Genomic DNA, 14,534 nt, shown 5'->3' with positions numbered 1-14,534 from the left:
TACCACGGCATGAAGCGGCTGCGTATTCGCTGGGAGCGCCGCGATGACATCCACGAAGCGTTCCTCGGCTTGGCAACCTGCATCATCTGCTACAGGCACATCAAGATCCTTTGATAGGAACTCTTAGAACGCCGGCCAGTGCCGTGATCGCGTTCGAACACCTCGACCTGGGCACCGGCGGCGTCCAGCAGGGCCGCCGTCGCGAGCCCGACCGGGCCTCCTCCCGCTACGATCACCTCCGCGGACATGACGCGTTGTCCTGGCTACCGCCGTGCCGGCCGAAGCAGCCACACCCCGATGCAGAGCCCTGCCGTCGACACCGCGTGCACCACCAGAGCCTTCCGGTTGGGCGCCCACGTCCCGCTGATCGGCCGGGCCGACCACATCGCCGCCGAGTAGCCGATTCCGATGGTGGCCATCGCGCGCCACATCGCACGGTCGCGCCCAGGTCCGGCCGCCACCCCCATGACCACTGTGGACAGTGCCGTCGTAGTGATCACCGCCTCGCGCACCATGTGGTAGCGCACATGTCCCGCGCCCTGAGGAACTTCCAGACCTTTGTACGCCTTGTCGGCGACATGGCCCGCAGTGTGCCGGACCGACAACATCCCCGCGGCGATCCCCAGCGCGGTGATCGCCCCGCCGATCCGTTCGCTCACCCGGCCAGCAGGCACGGCTCCTCCGTCCGAATGCTCAGGCGCCGTCCGCCACCCACTGGCCGTTCCGGGCTATGAAGGTCATGAGCGCGGCGTCGTCGAGACCGGAGTGGTTGTCCGGCGACATCCGGAACACGCCACTCACGCCGACGTAAGTCATGTGCTCGAGGGTCGCTCTGGCGCGCTGCCGGTCGCGATGGCCCGCGTACGCGTGGTACAGCATGCCCACGGCGTCCACCCCGTAGCCGAGGAACGTGCCGACCGGGCCGTGCTTCGGCACGAAACTCGCCACGAACGCCCGCACCACCCAACTGTTCGGCACCGTGTCCGGAATCCGGTCCGCCAGCAGCAGCCACGGAGCCGGCACACGGACACCCTCGGCAGCCTCGCCCGCGGCCTGCAGGAAGCCGGGATGACCGGCGGCCGGGCCGCAGCAAATCACACCCGGCCATTTCAGCTCGCGCAAGGTCCGCGCCGCCAGTCCGTTGAACGGTGGCGGCGCCGCGACGATGACGGCCTCGGGTTTCTGCTCCAGCAACGTGGTCACGGGCTCAGTCAGCGTGGTGGCCGACGTGGTGAACTTCGTGACGGTCACGAGCTCGACACCCTCCGCCGCGGCCTGTTCCGCGTACACCTTGAGCGCCTGGTCTGTGGCGAGCGTGTCGGCGATCAACAGTGCCGTCCGGCGCGCCGAAGCCCCACGGACAGCGCGCATGCATTGGCGCCGCGCCTGCAGCGGCGTGGCGGCGCTGGAGAACGCGAACGGGGGCAACGGTGGCAGGACGGTGGTCGGCACGACCAGGGGCACGCCCGCCGTCTGCGCCTCCTCCGCGACGACCGCGGCCGTTGCCGGCATCGATGTCCCGATCAGCCCGTCCACCCCGTCGCGCAGCAACGCGACGGCCTCGGCTCGGGTCGTCTCGACGTCGCCCTTGGTGTCGCGCACGTCGAGCTGTACGCCCCGCCCGATCAGCTCCGCCTGGTACCGCACACCGAGCAGCTGTCGTTCGCCGTGGATCGACGCCGGGCCGCTGGTGTCGACCAGGACGCCGATCTTCAGAGGCTTCTCCTCCGCCGCGCCGGAGGTAGCGCCGAACAGTGGGCTCACGGCGGCGGCGAGCCCACTGCCGAGAGCCGCGCGCCGGGACAGTCGGGTGTCGGCCATGCACGCATCATGCACGCCAGGCCGAAGCCCGCACGCGATCGTCACTCTGCAGAGGACGCCAGAGCGCCAACTGAACCGGTGATCACCTGATCGAGTGGTGCGTACGGTGGCAACCGTCGACAGGTCGCCTTCTTGGGGTACCAGACTGTCTGACGACTGTATACAATGGTGTCGCAGCGATGTATCCCTTGTGGCGCAACGACTCTGACCCGGTCCGCAGTCGATGGAGACTGCCGCGACGGGCAGCTGGACCCCCGGGCGACGAGGACCACCTCACCGCGAGCCGGCTGCGGTGCTCAGGTGCACGGGTTCGATGTTGTGGTTGATGCGGAACAGGTTGTGCGGGTCATAGCGGGCTTTGAGCCGGCCGAGCCGGGTGTACTTCTGCGGCCCGCCGTAGGCATCGACGACGCGGTCGGCCTCGTCGGCGTTGAGGCTGTTGATGTACGCGCCGGGGGCCACGTGGGGAGTGAGCTTCACCGCGAATTCGCGGGTCTGGTCGAAGTACGCGTCATCGCAGGCCGCGTCGTCCCAGTGCAGGACGACGTTGAGCCACCAGGGGACGGCGCGGTTGGCGAACGCGGATCCGTCTTCCGGCACGTCGGTCATCGCGCCGCCGAGCTGGATGATCTGGGCTTCACCACGCATGGGCATGGTGGCCCAGAAGTCGACCAGGAGGCGGACGATCTCGGTGCTGAGGGCCCCGAGGTGGAACTGTTTGGTGTAGTAGCGGTGGCCGTCGGCGAACTCCGGGTCGAGGGCCTTCTGCATGCCGGTGCCGAACGGCAGCACGGTCATGGTGGTCAGACAGGGATTGCCCGTTCGGCACAGGCGTTCGGCGTACTTGACGCTCTCGGGATCGCCGGCGTCGGCAAGCCACATGGAGAACAGCATCAGCAGCCGCTCTCCGACGAGGTGGTCAGGCACGAACGGCAGCGGCGGCATGTGGCGTTTGAGCGCGCCGTGCCACCCGACGATGCGCGGCAGCGTGGGCGCCAGGGCCGCGTACTCGCCCAGCGCCTGTGCGGCGTCCTCGGGGCGGTACAGGCTCACGCCGATCCGCATGGGCGGGCCGAGACGGTGGGCTCGAAGGGTGAACCGGGTGACGATGCCGAAGTTGCCGCTTCCGCCGCGCAGCGCCCAGAACAGGCTCGGGTGCCGCTCCGGGGAGGCTTCGACGATCTCACCGTTGGCCGTGACGACTTCGACCGAGTGGAAGTTGTCGCACGTCAGTCCGTGTTTGCGGGTGAGCCATCCGGCACCACCACCCAGTGCGAGGCCACCGAGTCCCGTCTCGGAGACGGTGCCCAGCGGAACGGCGAGGCCGTGCGGTTCGGTGGCTTCGTCCAGGTCTTTGAGCAGACAGCCGCCCTCGGCGTGCACCACATGCTGTGCCACGTCGACCTGCACGCGGCGCATCAGGCTCAGGTCAATGGTCAGACCGCCGTCCACGTGAGATTTTCCCGCCACCGAATGACCGCCGCCACGGACCGCGACGGCGACGCCCAGTCGGCGTGCCGCGTTGACGGCGATGACCACGTCCTTGGTGTCGACGCATCGTGCGATCAGGCCGGGGTGCTTGTCGATCATCCCGTTCCAGACGGCGCGTGCCACGTCGTAGCCGGCGCTGTCCGGGTGGATCAACGGGCCCTTGAAACCGGACGAGAGCTCGATGACCAGCTGGGCGCGCAACGTCTCGTCGAGTGCACGAGCAGCGACGACTGTGCGGTTGACACCGGTGTCAATCATGACCGTCCCCGTTCGTGGTGAACAATGCCCGCAGTTCGGCGACGTCGTAGGCGTTCTCCCAGTGCTCCACGATGCGACCGTCGGCGAAGCGCCACAGGCCGCAGAACGGCATGGCGATCTCGCGAGGACGGCTGGTGCGCAGAACCCCGAGAACTGCGCCGAAGTGGTCGTTGGCGGTGATGTGCTCCACGTCCATGACGAGCGTGTTCCCAGTCGCTCGTAGAAGAGCACGTTCGTGGGCGACGACTGCTTGCACGCCTCGGCACAGGCCGGGGTCCTCGGCGGTGCGGTCCGCGCGGTGCAGGACGACGTCGTCGTCGGCGTAGTCGGCGAGTGTGGGCAGGTCCGCATAGATGGCGCGCAGAATCTCGGTGTGCGGGTGCGATGTCCGCGAGGCTGTGGCCCTCACCGCGCGGCTCCTTGCTGCGTCGGTACCGCGGCCTCAGGTCGCCAGACGGTGGCTCGGGAGCAGAGTTCCTCGACGTTCGCCCACTGGCTCTCGTCGAGCTGGACGTCAGCGGCTTCGAGGTTCTCCGCCAGGTGGCGGATCGAGGTGGTGCCGGGGATGAGGAGCACGTTGGGGGAGCGTCGGAGCAGCCAGGCAAGCCCCAGCTGAGCCCCGGTCACACCGTACTTCGCGGCGGCCCTCGTCAGCACTCCGGTGGGGCCGACCAGGTCGCCGTGCCCGAGCGGGAACCACGGTATGAACGCGATGCCCTGCTCCTCGGTGTGGCGCAGCATCGGCTCGCCGGTGCGGTCGGCGATGTTGTACAGGTTCTCGACCGCGACGATGTCGACGATTCTCCTCGCCTCGTCGAGCTGCTCGAAGGTGACCTCGGGCTGGCCGGACAGGCCGATGTGGCGGATCTTGCCCTGTTGCTGGAGCTCGGCGAGCACGCCGAGCTGGTCCTCGAGCGGCACGGAGGGGTCGATGCGGTGCAACTGGTAGAGGTCGATGCGGTCCAGGCCCAGCCGATGCAGGCTCAACTCGACCTGCTGCCGGAGGTAGTCGGGGCGTCCAAGCGCGACGATGTAGGGACTGCGCCCCTCCGCACGCACCCAATCGTCCGGTCCGCTGCGCAGCATGCCGCCCTTGGTGGCGATGACCAAGTCTCCGGGGTAGGGGTGCAGGGCCTCCCTGATGATTTGCTCGTTGTAGCCGGGGCCGTATGAGTCCGCGGTGTCGATGAAGTTCACGCCGAACTCGTGGACGGCACGGCGCAGGAGGCGGATGGCTTGTTGCGGGTCTTGCGGCGGACCCCAGAATCCGGGGCCGGTGAGGTGCATGGCGCCGTAACCGAGGCGGTTGACGACCCGGTCACCACCGAGAGCGAAGGTCTTGGGCGGGTTCGCTACGGACGTGGTCATGGCGTTCCTCGGCTTCTCTCGTGGATGTGACGTGCATTGCCGACGTGGGGCGGGGATGGGGAAGTGGTCGGTGGCTCGGCCGTTCGCGCCGCTGACACCGTCGGTGTCGGCGGTGGTCCAGATGCCGAGAGAGGCTTCGGCGGTGATGCCCGGCCCGAACCCGGCGAGCATGCCGCGGGCGCCTGCGGGGAGGCCTTCGTCGAACTGCCGGCGCAGCGCGTCGAGCACGACCGCGGAGGCGATGTTGCCGTACTCGGTGAGGGTTGCCCGGCTGTGCCGGAAGGCGCCCCGTGGCACGCCCAGGTAGTGGCTGAGGTCGTCCAGGATGCGCGGGCCACCGGCGTGGATGATGTAGAAGTCCAAATTGGAAGAATCCCAGCCGTGGGCGTCCGCCAGCGCGTGCAGCGCGGGCGCCAGCATGGACATCGTGCCCGGTACCCGCTTGTCCAGCCGGAAGTGGAAACCGGTCGCCCGCACGTCGTACGCGATCCAGTCCTCGGTCCCGGGCACCAGGTGCGCGGCGTTGCGTTCCAACCGCATCCCGTCGCCTGGTCCGCCGAGCACCACGGCGGCGGCGATCGCGTCGCCGAACAGTCCGTCGGACAACAGCGCGCCGACGTCGGTGTCGGTTGGCTGGTAGCACAGGGAGCAGAACTCGCAGGTGACGATCAGTGCGTTGGCGTCCGGGTGGGCGACGCAGAAGTCGTGGGCCCGGTTGATCGCTGCTCCGCCCGCCGCGCAACCGAGTTGAGCGATCGGTATCTGCCTGGTGTCGTGCTGGAATCCAAGTTCGTTGATCATCCAAGCAGTGAGCGGAGGCATCGTGAAGCCGGTGCAGGAGACGAACACGATCGCGTCGATGTCGCGTTCGGACACACCGGCCGACGCCAGCGCTTGCCTCACCACTGCCGGGATGCGCGCCTGGGCCTCACGGACGTAGAGCTCGTTACGCGCCTCGAAACCGTGGTGACGAAGCGTCTGCTCGAGCGGCTGGATCAGATGCCGCCTGGCGACACCCGTGTTCTCGATCATGCGCAGAACGAGGGGCAGCTTCTCGTGGCGCGGGTGCAACCGTCGGCACATCGACAGCGTCTCGTCCATCGAGATGGTGTTCTCCGGCACCCACACGGCTGGTCGGCACAAGACGGGCATGGCGTTTCCCCTTCGTGGTGGGCCTGGTCATCTCGCTCGTGTCCGGCGAGGCTGGAGCCTCCAGGACGTGGGTGCCTGGTAAGGCGCATCGGGGAAGAGGAGGCACGGTGCCGCGGGCTCGGGTGCTGAGGCGAGGTGTTGACACAGCGCGACGAGGACAGCTTCGCGTTCCTCGGGCGCTGCTGAAGGACTGATGACGAGCTCCTGTTCGAGACGGGCCCGGAGCGAGGCCGCGCTGACTGCCGGCGGCACCCCCAGTCGAACCCGGTCGCCACGACATGACCTGATCATTCGTGCTCCTTTCCGATCACAGTGGTGTGATGCTGTGTTTGCGGTACGGAAGCGACGTCTTCTTCGTGCGGAGCACCGAGAGCGCATCAGCGACGACGCAGCGCGTGGCACGAGGGTCGATGACGTCGTCGACATAGCCGAGCTCGGCTGCCCGCAGGGGGTGGACGAGTTCGTCGCGGTACAACTTGGTGAAGTGCGCGAGGGCGGCCTCGGGGTCGTGGGCGTCGGTGATGTCTCGGCGGAAGATGACCCTTGCCGCGCCCTCCGGACCCATGACGGCGATTTCGTTGGTGGGCCAGGCGAGAGCGAGGTCGCTGCCGATCGCCGGCGAATCCATGACGATGTAGGCGCCGCCGTACGCCTTGCGGATGATGAGTTGGATGCGAGGGACCGTTGCCGCGCAGTAGGCGTGCAGGAGCTTGGCGCCGTGGCGGATGATCCCGCCGCGCTCCTGGTCGACGCCGGGCAGGAAGCCGGGGACGTCGACCAGGGTGAGCAGCGGGATGTTGAACGCGTCGCACAGGCACACGAACCGGGCCGCCTTCTCCGAGGCGTGGATGTCCAGGACACCGGCGAGGTGCAGGGGTTGGTTGGCGACGATCCCGACAGTTTGTCCACCGATGCGAGCGAACCCGCACAGCACGTTCCTCGCCCAGTCCTCGTGGACCTGCAGGAAGTCCGCGTCGTCGACGATCTCTTCGACGACCTCGAGCATGTCGTAGCAGCGGCTCGGGTCTGTGGGGACCAGCTCGACCAGCCGGCCGTTCGGCCGGTCGATCGGGTCGGTGCAGTGGTACGCGGGCGCGGGGGTCTGGTTGTTGTCCGGCAGGAAGGTTATGAGCCGGCGGACCTCCTGCAGGCAGGTTGCCTCGTCGTCGTGGACGAACTGGGCGACCCCGGAAAAGGTGCCGTGCGTGTCCGCGCCGCCCAGCTCGTCGGTCGTGACCCGTTCACCGGTCACCGCGCTGACGACATCGGGCCCGGTCAAGAACATCTGCCCGACGCGGCGGACCATGAAGACCAGGTCGGTGAGTGCCGGAGAGTAGGCGGCGCCCCCCGCGCACGGGCCGAGGATCACGCTGATCTGTGGGATCACGCCCGAGGAGCGGACGTTGCGCACGAAGATCCCGCCGTAGCCGTTCAGCGCCGCCACGCCCTCCTGGATGCGTGCCCCCGCACTGTCGTTGAGGCTGATCAAGGGAACGCCTGCGGTCTCGGCCATGTCCATCAGGCGATGGACCTTCGCCGCGTGTGCTGCACCGAGGGAGCCGCCCATGATGCGAAAGTCGTGCGCGTACACGCACACCGTGCGTCCATCGACGGTGCCCCAGCCTGTGACGACGCCGTCGGAGTGCGGGCGGTTGGTCTCCAGTCCGAACCCGGTGGCCTGGTGCCTGCGCAGTCCCTGCAGCTCCCGGAACGAACCTTCGTCGAGGAGCAGCTCGAGGCGTTCGTGGACGGTCAGCTTGCCGCGTTCGTGCTGGCGGCGCGTCGCCCGATCGTCGGATGTGCGCCTGCGTGTCTCCTTCAACTCGGCGAGGGCTGCGCAGCGAGCTGTAGCCGACTCGTCGGCCAGGACGTGCGAGACCGTGTCTGGTGCGGTGATCGGCGGCATCAGGTCGCTCATCGCAGGACTCCTTGCCGGGGCGCGGACGTGCCCCACCGGTGCACGGTGTGGATTCGGTCGTCACAGGACGTGGCGGGGCCGCAGGCCACGCGGAGCCCGCTTGATCGTCAAGACGGTGTTGAAGATGTGCGGTGCAGAGGCGTGTCAGGCACCAAGCGCACCGTGGCGACACTGTCGGTTCGGCGCCGGAAAAGCTGGCGCGGATCCGCCGCTACGCGGTGAGATCACCGGTGTGTCGAGGCTGGCGTTCCGCCGACATGCGCGGTCGTGATGCGCCGCAACGCCGATCGTCGGTACAGGCGGCTGTCTTCACCACACGTCTGCGCCCTTGGACGGAAGGTCCAGTAAGGACCGATCCGATGTGGGCGATGGTGCGGTGACGGCATTTGCTACGTCATTCGCATTTCTCCGGGGCCGTAGTCAAAACAGCGGTCTGCGACTGTATTCCTCGGTCTGGGAGCCGGGAAACCGATCGCCGAGGTTCTCACCCTCGCGTGCGTCATCGGCGCCGGTCTCTCACTTGCCGTGACCGTCCCGCTGCATTCGATTCACCGCGTGGCATAAAGCTTTCGCGGTACAACGGATCCTGCATCAGACGGACCAATTGCCCCCTGATGCAGCCGCGATGTCACCCGGACGAGTGGCACAGGCCGCGGATGACGGGTGCTTGCCACACCATCGATGTCATGTCCGTGATTCCTTTGTCCCCGTTTCGTCGCCATCGCAGGTGGTCGGGGCGCTGTCGCGACTCCACTGCCTCAGCGCCGGTGTCGCGAGTGGAACAAACACGAAGCGAAGCACCGCTTCGCCTCGGAGTGCTGGTGGACAAGACCGGGCCGACCACCACCCGCCGCAAGGCGCTGCGCGAGGTGACAAAGGCGTGGACATCGAACTGGTGACTGCTGCCGATGGTGAGCTCATCGACAACGGCCCGTTGCAGATCCGGATCATCGAGGACGGCAGCAACACCGGACACCGCCTGGGTATCACGGAGGTGCGGCTCGGCCCGGCTGCGGCGGGCCCACCGCAGCACCTGCACCGCAGTCACGAGGAGACCTTCTACGTCGTTTCGGGACGGGTTCGATTCACCTCCGGACAGCGCCACGCGGACCTGACGGCGGGCGGCCTGGTCACCGCACCGATCGGAGTGCCGCACACGTTCGCGAACCCGGACACCGAGCGGGGAGCGGTTCTGCTGGTGACCTACACCCCTGATCGCTACATCGGGTACTTCCGGGACATGGCGAGGCTCGACTGCGGTGTTGATGGCCTGCACGAGTCCGCATACCTGGAGTTGATGAGCCGCTACGACACCGAACCTTTCCCACCGCGGTGAGGGGCGCCGCGCGGGCGCGGGCTTCACCTGATCGCGGTTGCCGAGACACACGGGAAAGGTGCCCTCGGGCAGCGGTTCGGCCGGCTGGATGTGGTGGTCAACAACGCCGGTACGCCCTGATCGGTACCGCAGCCGGCCGTTCATCGGTGCGCCGCTCGCAGTGCTTGCCGTCGTTGTGGCCTGGCCGTGCTGGTGGTCCAGGCGATGGATCGGCGGTCGGGCGTCCACCGACGCGGAGGGGAAACGTGGGTGCGGATCGAGGCGGTGAAGCGCTCCTCCGTCATCGTCGTCGGAGGCGGAGGCTGTTCGCGCCCTGCATCCCACCGCCGGCAGACCGTCGTCGACGTTGTCCGTGCCTACCGGCGGGTGCCGTACACGCCGCCCGGCGAGCCGGCTGAGGACCACGATCTCGCAGGTTGATAATTTGATTATGCTAGTAATAAGATTACGACTGGGGCCGCCATGGACCACCACCTGACCTGTGTGCCGGAGATCGACCGCGTGTGCACCGTCGACGAGGCGAACTCGGCAGTGGACGAGCTGGTCGCCGAGGCGCCGTCGGTCTGCCGCGTGCGCAGGATCGGCACCTCCCGGCAGGGCGAGCCGCTGCGGTTGCTGTCGGTCGGTCACGGCGCTCGCAACGCGCTGGTGATCGGGTGCCCGCATCCGAACGAACCGATCGGCCTGCTCACCGTCACGCACCTCGCACGGCTGATCGCCAGTACGCCGGACCTGCGTGACGGCATCGACTTCGTGTGGCACTTCATCCCGTGCATCGACCCGGACGGGACCCGGCTGAACGAGGGGTGGTTCGCCGGTCCTCACACCATTCGCGAGTACCACAGCCAGTTCTACCGGCCGGCCCTGCGCGACCAGCCGGAGTGGACCTTCCCGGTGCTGGACGAGCGGGCCTGCTTCGACAGGACGCTGCCTGAGACGGAGGCGCTGGCCAGGGTCATCGACGACCTGCGGCCGGACTTCCAGTACTCCCTGCACAACGCGGACTTCGGCGGCGTTTTCTTCATCCTCGGCAAAGACGTGCCAGGACTGCCGGACGACCTCGCCGCCGCGGCGGCACGACTGGGAGTCCCGTTGTCCCTGGGACCGGTCGACACGCTGGGATGGTAAGCGGCAGGGCCCGCTGTCTACCTGATGCCGCCTGCGGAGGCCCTCATCGCTGCCAACGCCCAAGGCGCCGCGGCCCGGCACGGCGGATCCAGCGCACACCACGCCGACAAGCACGGCGCCATCACACTGATCACCGAAGTACCGTTCTGGCACGACGAACGCGCGTCCGACGACAGCAGCTCCGACCGGCCCTACGCCGAGGTGTTGCGCGCGTCCGCTCGGCAGTTGCGACAGGACGCGGCCACGCTCACCGGTCTGCACCAGCGAATCCGTCCCCACCTGCGGGTCGCGTCACCCATGCCGGCAGCGGCCGCCGACTTCGCCGACACAGCGGTGTCCCTGGCGGCGGCACACGAGACGATCGCCGCGACAGTGGGCACGCGAACGGCGACCGTCGCCGAGGTGTTCGCCGCGGAGAGCGTCGTGGAGATGCTGCGGCTGCGCACAGCAGGCGTGCTGCGCAGGCAACTGCTCGCGGAATGCGAGAAACGTGCCGCGCCGCTGCCGTTGCGCGACGCACTGGACGAGGTGGACGTGTTGTTCGACCAGTGGTGCGAGCAGGCGGAGAACACCTTGTCCGAGAAGACTTTTCCGTTGCGCCAACTGGTGTCGCTCCAGATGGCTGCGGCGCTGGCGGTGGTGTCGCGGCTCGCTCAGCCCACGAGAGAGGCGAGCGCGACGGCCGCGGCAGCGCAGTAGTCCTCGTCGACCGACGCCGGATCGACCGTGGCGCGCTGCAACAGGCCACCGAGCAGGGCTGCGACAGCAGGGGCCAACTGCCGCGCCTGCTCGGCGGTCGTCCTGAGGCGCTTCGTGGTCCGGCGGCCGGTCAGCAGCCGGGCGATCAGGTCCTCGGTCCGCTGGGGCATCGCGTCGACGAGCTTCTGGCCTGCCGCGGGATCACGCAGCACCAGGCTGAGGAGCTCGAGGTCGAACGCCAGTCGCTGCCGCGCAAGTGGCCCGGCGGCTGCCCGGTGGTAAGCCGTGGCGATGCCCCGCAGTGTCTCGTCGAGGGTCAGTTCCAGCTCCTCCAACGGGGCGAGCTCGGCGTCGAGGCCGCTGGCGAGCTTGCGGACCGCCGCGGCCATCAGGTTCTGCTTGCTGCCGAAGATCGAGTAGATGGCGCCGGTGGTGACCTCGGCTCGCTCGGCGATGTCTTCCAGCCGTGCCGCCACGTAACCCTTGTCCGCCATCTCCGCCACGGCTGCGGCGACCAGAGCGTCGTGGTTGCGCTGCCGGGCCTGTGCACGGTTGAGCCGCATGGTCCTCCCATTGTAATCCGGTTAGCACTGTAACGGGACTACGCAGAACCATCGACAGCCGCCGGTGACAAGGTCGCACCCGTCGTCCAAGATCACCAGGCCGTGGGGGTCTCTTGCGCTCCACACGGGTGAACGCTTCGCTCTTCTCGGCCCCGTCGTAACGCGTCCATCCGACACTACGACTACAGGTTTGGCAGCTCGGCTGTGCGTTGTGTAAACGCGCACCGCCCGCTGCCGGCCAGCAGCGGGCGGATGCCGTCGAGAGCGGTTTGGTCATGCGGTTCTTCCCCGAGTTCGTCCGGGTCCGGCGGCCCAGCGGCGTCGCCACTTCGGTGTTGCGCGAGTTCGGACGTGTGTACCCGTCGGACGCAGACCCGCACGGTTCGGACTGAAGGGAGAACGTGTACCGGTTCGCGGACTGCGTTGTGTCGCCCCGTCGGGTGGAACTCCGGCGCGGCGGTGATGTCGTGCATCTCGAACCACAGGTGTTCTCGTTGCTGCTGCACCTGATCCGCAATCGTGACCGGGTCGTCGTCGCCAAGACCGAGCTGATGGACGAGGTGATGAGCCGCCTCGACCTTCCCACGCGTCCGCCCGCCGCATGCTCGGGCTCATGGGCAACCCAGGCGAGCGAGGCGATGGTCGACGCGCTCACCTGCGGCATACGGCTGCCCACCTTCGACCGCGGCTGCGCGCGCCTGATGCAGCGGTTCGTCCGATTCCCGGCCGATTCGCGCACCGCAACCTGTGGCTCGACGAACGCGACCCCGCGCGGATCACCCAGCCCTCACTCTTCCTGTGGGGCGCAAGGGACTTCATCGGCGAGCACACCTCGGCAGGCGCGCTGTCTCCGCAATGCCCAACGCCCGCCTTGTCGAATGCGGCGAAGGCGATCTGCCGTGGCTGCACGAGCCCGCTCCGTACGCGGCCGCGCTCTCGGAGTTCGCGCAGCGCGTCACGTGACCGGTGGCCTCGCCAGAACCCATCAATCCGCGTGCTCCACCCAGTGCTGATCGGGCCCCGCTCGGCGTGCCTGGTTCTGCTGTCGCTGGGCTGAAGGGTCACGGCTGGCGGCCTGGTGAGGCGCTACGTTTCCAGACGCATGCGACCGTGGTCGCGGATCCAGCGGCCGCCGGTGAGAGGGACGCGCGCGATCGACGGCGCGGGGCCCGCGGTCCAGTCCAGGGTGCCGCAGATCGTGTCGAGCCGGACCCGCCTCAACGCCGCCGCGACCGCGTGCCGATCGCGCGGATCGTCCGCCGAGCGCAACGCGTGCACGGCCACTTCGACGAGGGCGTGGGCAAGACCGAGTGGCTGGAGCCACGGCTTGCTGGTCGCTCTTTCGTATGCGGCAGCCAGCTCAGCCGCCGACCTGCCGTCCAGCGACGAGCGGTGCGGATGGCGAGGCGTCCAGGCGACGATCGTGCCCACGCCGTCCAACCCGGCACGCTCCGCTCCGAACGGGTAGCTCAGCCATCGGGAGCAGGTGATGAGCCGCGGCCGCAGACCTCGCTGCCCGGCCGTCGCCGCGAACGCAGCGAGGTCGCGCGCGTCGGCCGCGGCGGTGACGACCTGCACGCGTTCGGCCAGGAAGCGGTCCACGTGCCGGTCGAACGCGGAGTTCAGCTCCACGTACCCGCCGGGATCGACCAGCCGGTGACCGCGCCCGGCCGCGGTCGGCCCGAACCCGTTCGCCGGATCGCGCAACGCGGTGCCCTGCACGCCGTCGTTCCAGAGGCACCCCACGGTCGCGTGCTCGGTCACACCGTCCCACATGTCCGCGAACGCGCCGGCGATGTCGTCGAGTCCCCAGCAGAAGTGGAACGACCACACCGGGTCGGCGACGTCGCGACGGGCCCGGTAAACCTGCCACGGCAACGTCGTGGACAGTCCCGGCACGGCGAACGCCTCGCACGCCGCCGCAACCGCGGGCAAGGTGTGGGTGCCGCCGAGGGTGAGCACCAGGCTCACACCTTGCCGACCGAGCTCCCGCACCGCCGCCTGTGCGGCGGCGGGGTTCGAGCGGCTGTCCGCCGCCACGACCTCGAACTCGGTGTGTTGCCGGAGCGAATCGAGTGCGAACTCCAGCGGGTCCGAAAGCTCGCGCAGCCGCCCGGTGCGCGGTAGGACGACGCCTACGGTCACCTCACCCATCGAGCTCGCCTCCGCAGGACCGCACGGCTGTTGCGCGTCAGACTGGTGCTCGGTCCGCCCGGTGACGTGTATCGACGCGGAAAAAGCGCCCGATCGGATGACCGTCAGCTCGGGGCGTCAGCCTGTGCGTCGGTGGTCAGCCGGATGTCGACGGCGTAGGAGATGCCCTCCGCGGACTTGCGGAACGTGCCGGAGGCGTCGCCCCGGGCCGTGCGGTAGTCGCCCGTGCCGCCGGTGACGGCGAGCCTGGTCTCGTTGTAGTGGATGCCCACAGGATCCAAGGTGTAGTCGCGTGAACTGGACATGTGGATCTCGCCCTTGCCGTCGATCGTGTAGACGGAACGGCAGTCGGCGCTGGCCTTGAACTCGAGCGGGCTGAAGTCGGTGAACGTGCACACGGTCTTGCCGGTGCCCATCTTCTTGCTCGGGTCCGCCGCGTCGAGCAGCGAGCCGGCCACCACGAACGTCAGGATCGTCGTCGGGATCGCACCGAGGTTCATCGAACTCTCGCGCTTCGCTATCAGTTTGAGCACCACTTCGTCCGCCGGCGGCTGCCGCACCGACGCGGCGGGGAGTGCGGACAGGGCCAGCACCGCCGCGACTGCGCCGCTCGTGAAGTGAGCGATCCGGTTACGCATGACGATCT

Annotated in this window: 13 protein-coding genes; 3 read left to right on the top strand and 10 right to left on the bottom strand. The window is 68.4% G+C overall.

Annotated features, from left to right (window positions below):
* Positions 1–89: 89 nt before the first annotated feature.
* The 7 genes from ABFX45_RS42985 to ABFX45_RS42955 all read right to left on the bottom strand — a co-directional run bounded on the left by ABFX45_RS42985 (position 90) and on the right by ABFX45_RS42955 (position 8,008).
* A complete protein-coding gene (locus ABFX45_RS42985) occupies positions 90–248 on the bottom strand; it encodes an FAD-dependent monooxygenase (RefSeq protein ID WP_346136832.1) in 159 nt (52 codons plus the stop codon).
* A gap of 15 nt (positions 249–263) precedes the next feature.
* Positions 264–674, bottom strand: a complete 411-nt coding sequence (locus ABFX45_RS42980) for a hypothetical protein (protein WP_346136830.1) — start codon at positions 672–674, stop codon at positions 264–266.
* 19 nt (positions 675–693) lie between these two features.
* Positions 694–1,821 carry an ABC transporter substrate-binding protein gene (locus ABFX45_RS42975; protein WP_346136828.1) on the bottom strand — a complete coding sequence of 376 codons (1,128 nt, stop codon included), beginning with the start codon at positions 1,819–1,821 and terminating at the stop codon, positions 694–696.
* A 273-nt stretch (positions 1,822–2,094) separates the two neighbouring features.
* Entirely contained in the window at positions 2,095–3,570 is a 1,476-nt protein-coding gene (locus ABFX45_RS42970) for an FAD-binding oxidoreductase (protein WP_346136826.1), read from the bottom strand.
* A complete protein-coding gene (locus ABFX45_RS42965; RefSeq protein WP_109636610.1) occupies positions 3,563–3,979 on the bottom strand; it encodes a nuclear transport factor 2 family protein in 417 nt (138 codons plus the stop codon). Before ABFX45_RS42965 ends, ABFX45_RS42970 begins: the two co-directional genes overlap by 8 nt.
* Positions 3,976–6,090, bottom strand: a complete 2,115-nt coding sequence (locus tag ABFX45_RS42960) for an aldo/keto reductase (RefSeq protein WP_346136824.1) — start codon at positions 6,088–6,090, stop codon at positions 3,976–3,978. Before ABFX45_RS42960 ends, ABFX45_RS42965 begins: the two co-directional genes overlap by 4 nt.
* A gap of 307 nt (positions 6,091–6,397) precedes the next feature.
* Positions 6,398–8,008 carry an acyl-CoA carboxylase subunit beta gene (locus ABFX45_RS42955; protein WP_346136822.1) on the bottom strand — a complete coding sequence of 537 codons (1,611 nt, stop codon included), beginning with the start codon at positions 8,006–8,008 and terminating at the stop codon, positions 6,398–6,400.
* A gap of 880 nt (positions 8,009–8,888) precedes the next feature.
* Between ABFX45_RS42955 and ABFX45_RS42950 the strand changes: the two genes are divergently transcribed.
* From ABFX45_RS42950 to ABFX45_RS42940, 3 genes are all read left to right on the top strand, one after another.
* The gene (locus tag ABFX45_RS42950) at positions 8,889–9,344 is read left to right on the top strand and encodes a cupin domain-containing protein (protein WP_346136820.1); all 456 of its coding nucleotides are present in this window, start codon (positions 8,889–8,891) and stop codon (positions 9,342–9,344) included.
* A gap of 462 nt (positions 9,345–9,806) precedes the next feature.
* Positions 9,807–10,472 (top strand): M14 family zinc carboxypeptidase, encoded by a 666-nt coding sequence (locus ABFX45_RS42945; protein WP_346136818.1) that lies wholly within the window; start codon positions 9,807–9,809, stop codon positions 10,470–10,472.
* Between the two features lie 24 nt (positions 10,473–10,496).
* Positions 10,497–11,171 carry a hypothetical protein gene (locus ABFX45_RS42940; protein ID WP_346136816.1) on the top strand — a complete coding sequence of 225 codons (675 nt, stop codon included), beginning with the start codon at positions 10,497–10,499 and terminating at the stop codon, positions 11,169–11,171.
* On the opposite strand, the gene ABFX45_RS42935 is transcribed toward ABFX45_RS42940, so the two are convergent.
* From ABFX45_RS42935 to ABFX45_RS42925, 3 genes are all read right to left on the bottom strand, one after another.
* Complete coding sequence (locus ABFX45_RS42935) at positions 11,126–11,734, bottom strand: TetR/AcrR family transcriptional regulator (RefSeq protein ID WP_346136814.1); 609 nt, start codon at positions 11,732–11,734, stop codon at positions 11,126–11,128. The two genes, ABFX45_RS42940 and ABFX45_RS42935, sit on opposite strands and share 46 nt — an antisense overlap.
* Before the next feature lie 1,086 nt (positions 11,735–12,820).
* Positions 12,821–13,888, bottom strand: coding sequence for an ABC transporter substrate-binding protein (locus ABFX45_RS42930; RefSeq protein WP_346136812.1), 1,068 nt, complete (start codon positions 13,886–13,888; stop codon positions 12,821–12,823).
* 104 nt (positions 13,889–13,992) lie between these two features.
* The gene (locus ABFX45_RS42925) at positions 13,993–14,526 is read right to left on the bottom strand and encodes a hypothetical protein (protein WP_346136810.1); all 534 of its coding nucleotides are present in this window, start codon (positions 14,524–14,526) and stop codon (positions 13,993–13,995) included.
* Between the last annotated feature and the right edge of the window lie 8 nt (positions 14,527–14,534).

Source organism: Lentzea roselyniae (assembly GCF_039537795.1).
In the GTDB taxonomy this organism is placed as follows: Bacteria; Actinomycetota; Actinomycetes; order Mycobacteriales; family Pseudonocardiaceae; genus Lentzea; species Lentzea atacamensis.
The sequence above is the reverse complement of the archived record's forward strand: the minus strand, read 5'-3'. Positions and strand labels throughout refer to the sequence as shown.

Bases quoted from the DNA above. Each gene is read 5' to 3' on its own strand.
- ABFX45_RS42985 (WP_346136832.1), bottom strand. From the start codon at position 248: ATGTCCGCGGAGGTGATCGTAGCGGGAGGAGGCCCGGTCGGGCTCGCG.
- ABFX45_RS42975 (WP_346136828.1), bottom strand. From the start codon at position 1,821: ATGGCCGACACCCGACTGTCCCGGCGCGCGGCTCTCGGCAGTGGGCTC.
- ABFX45_RS42970 (WP_346136826.1), bottom strand. From the start codon at position 3,570: ATGATTGACACCGGTGTCAACCGCACAGTCGTCGCTGCTCGTGCACTC.
- ABFX45_RS42960 (WP_346136824.1), bottom strand. From the start codon at position 6,090: ATGCCCGTCTTGTGCCGACCAGCCGTGTGGGTGCCGGAGAACACCATC.
- ABFX45_RS42955 (WP_346136822.1), bottom strand. From the start codon at position 8,008: ATGAGCGACCTGATGCCGCCGATCACCGCACCAGACACGGTCTCGCAC.
- ABFX45_RS42945 (WP_346136818.1), top strand. From the start codon at position 9,807: ATGGACCACCACCTGACCTGTGTGCCGGAGATCGACCGCGTGTGCACC.
- ABFX45_RS42940 (WP_346136816.1), top strand. From the start codon at position 10,497: ATGCCGCCTGCGGAGGCCCTCATCGCTGCCAACGCCCAAGGCGCCGCG.
- ABFX45_RS42935 (WP_346136814.1), bottom strand. From the start codon at position 11,734: ATGCGGCTCAACCGTGCACAGGCCCGGCAGCGCAACCACGACGCTCTG.
- ABFX45_RS42930 (WP_346136812.1), bottom strand. From the start codon at position 13,888: ATGGGTGAGGTGACCGTAGGCGTCGTCCTACCGCGCACCGGGCGGCTG.
- ABFX45_RS42925 (WP_346136810.1), bottom strand. From the start codon at position 14,526: ATGCGTAACCGGATCGCTCACTTCACGAGCGGCGCAGTCGCGGCGGTG.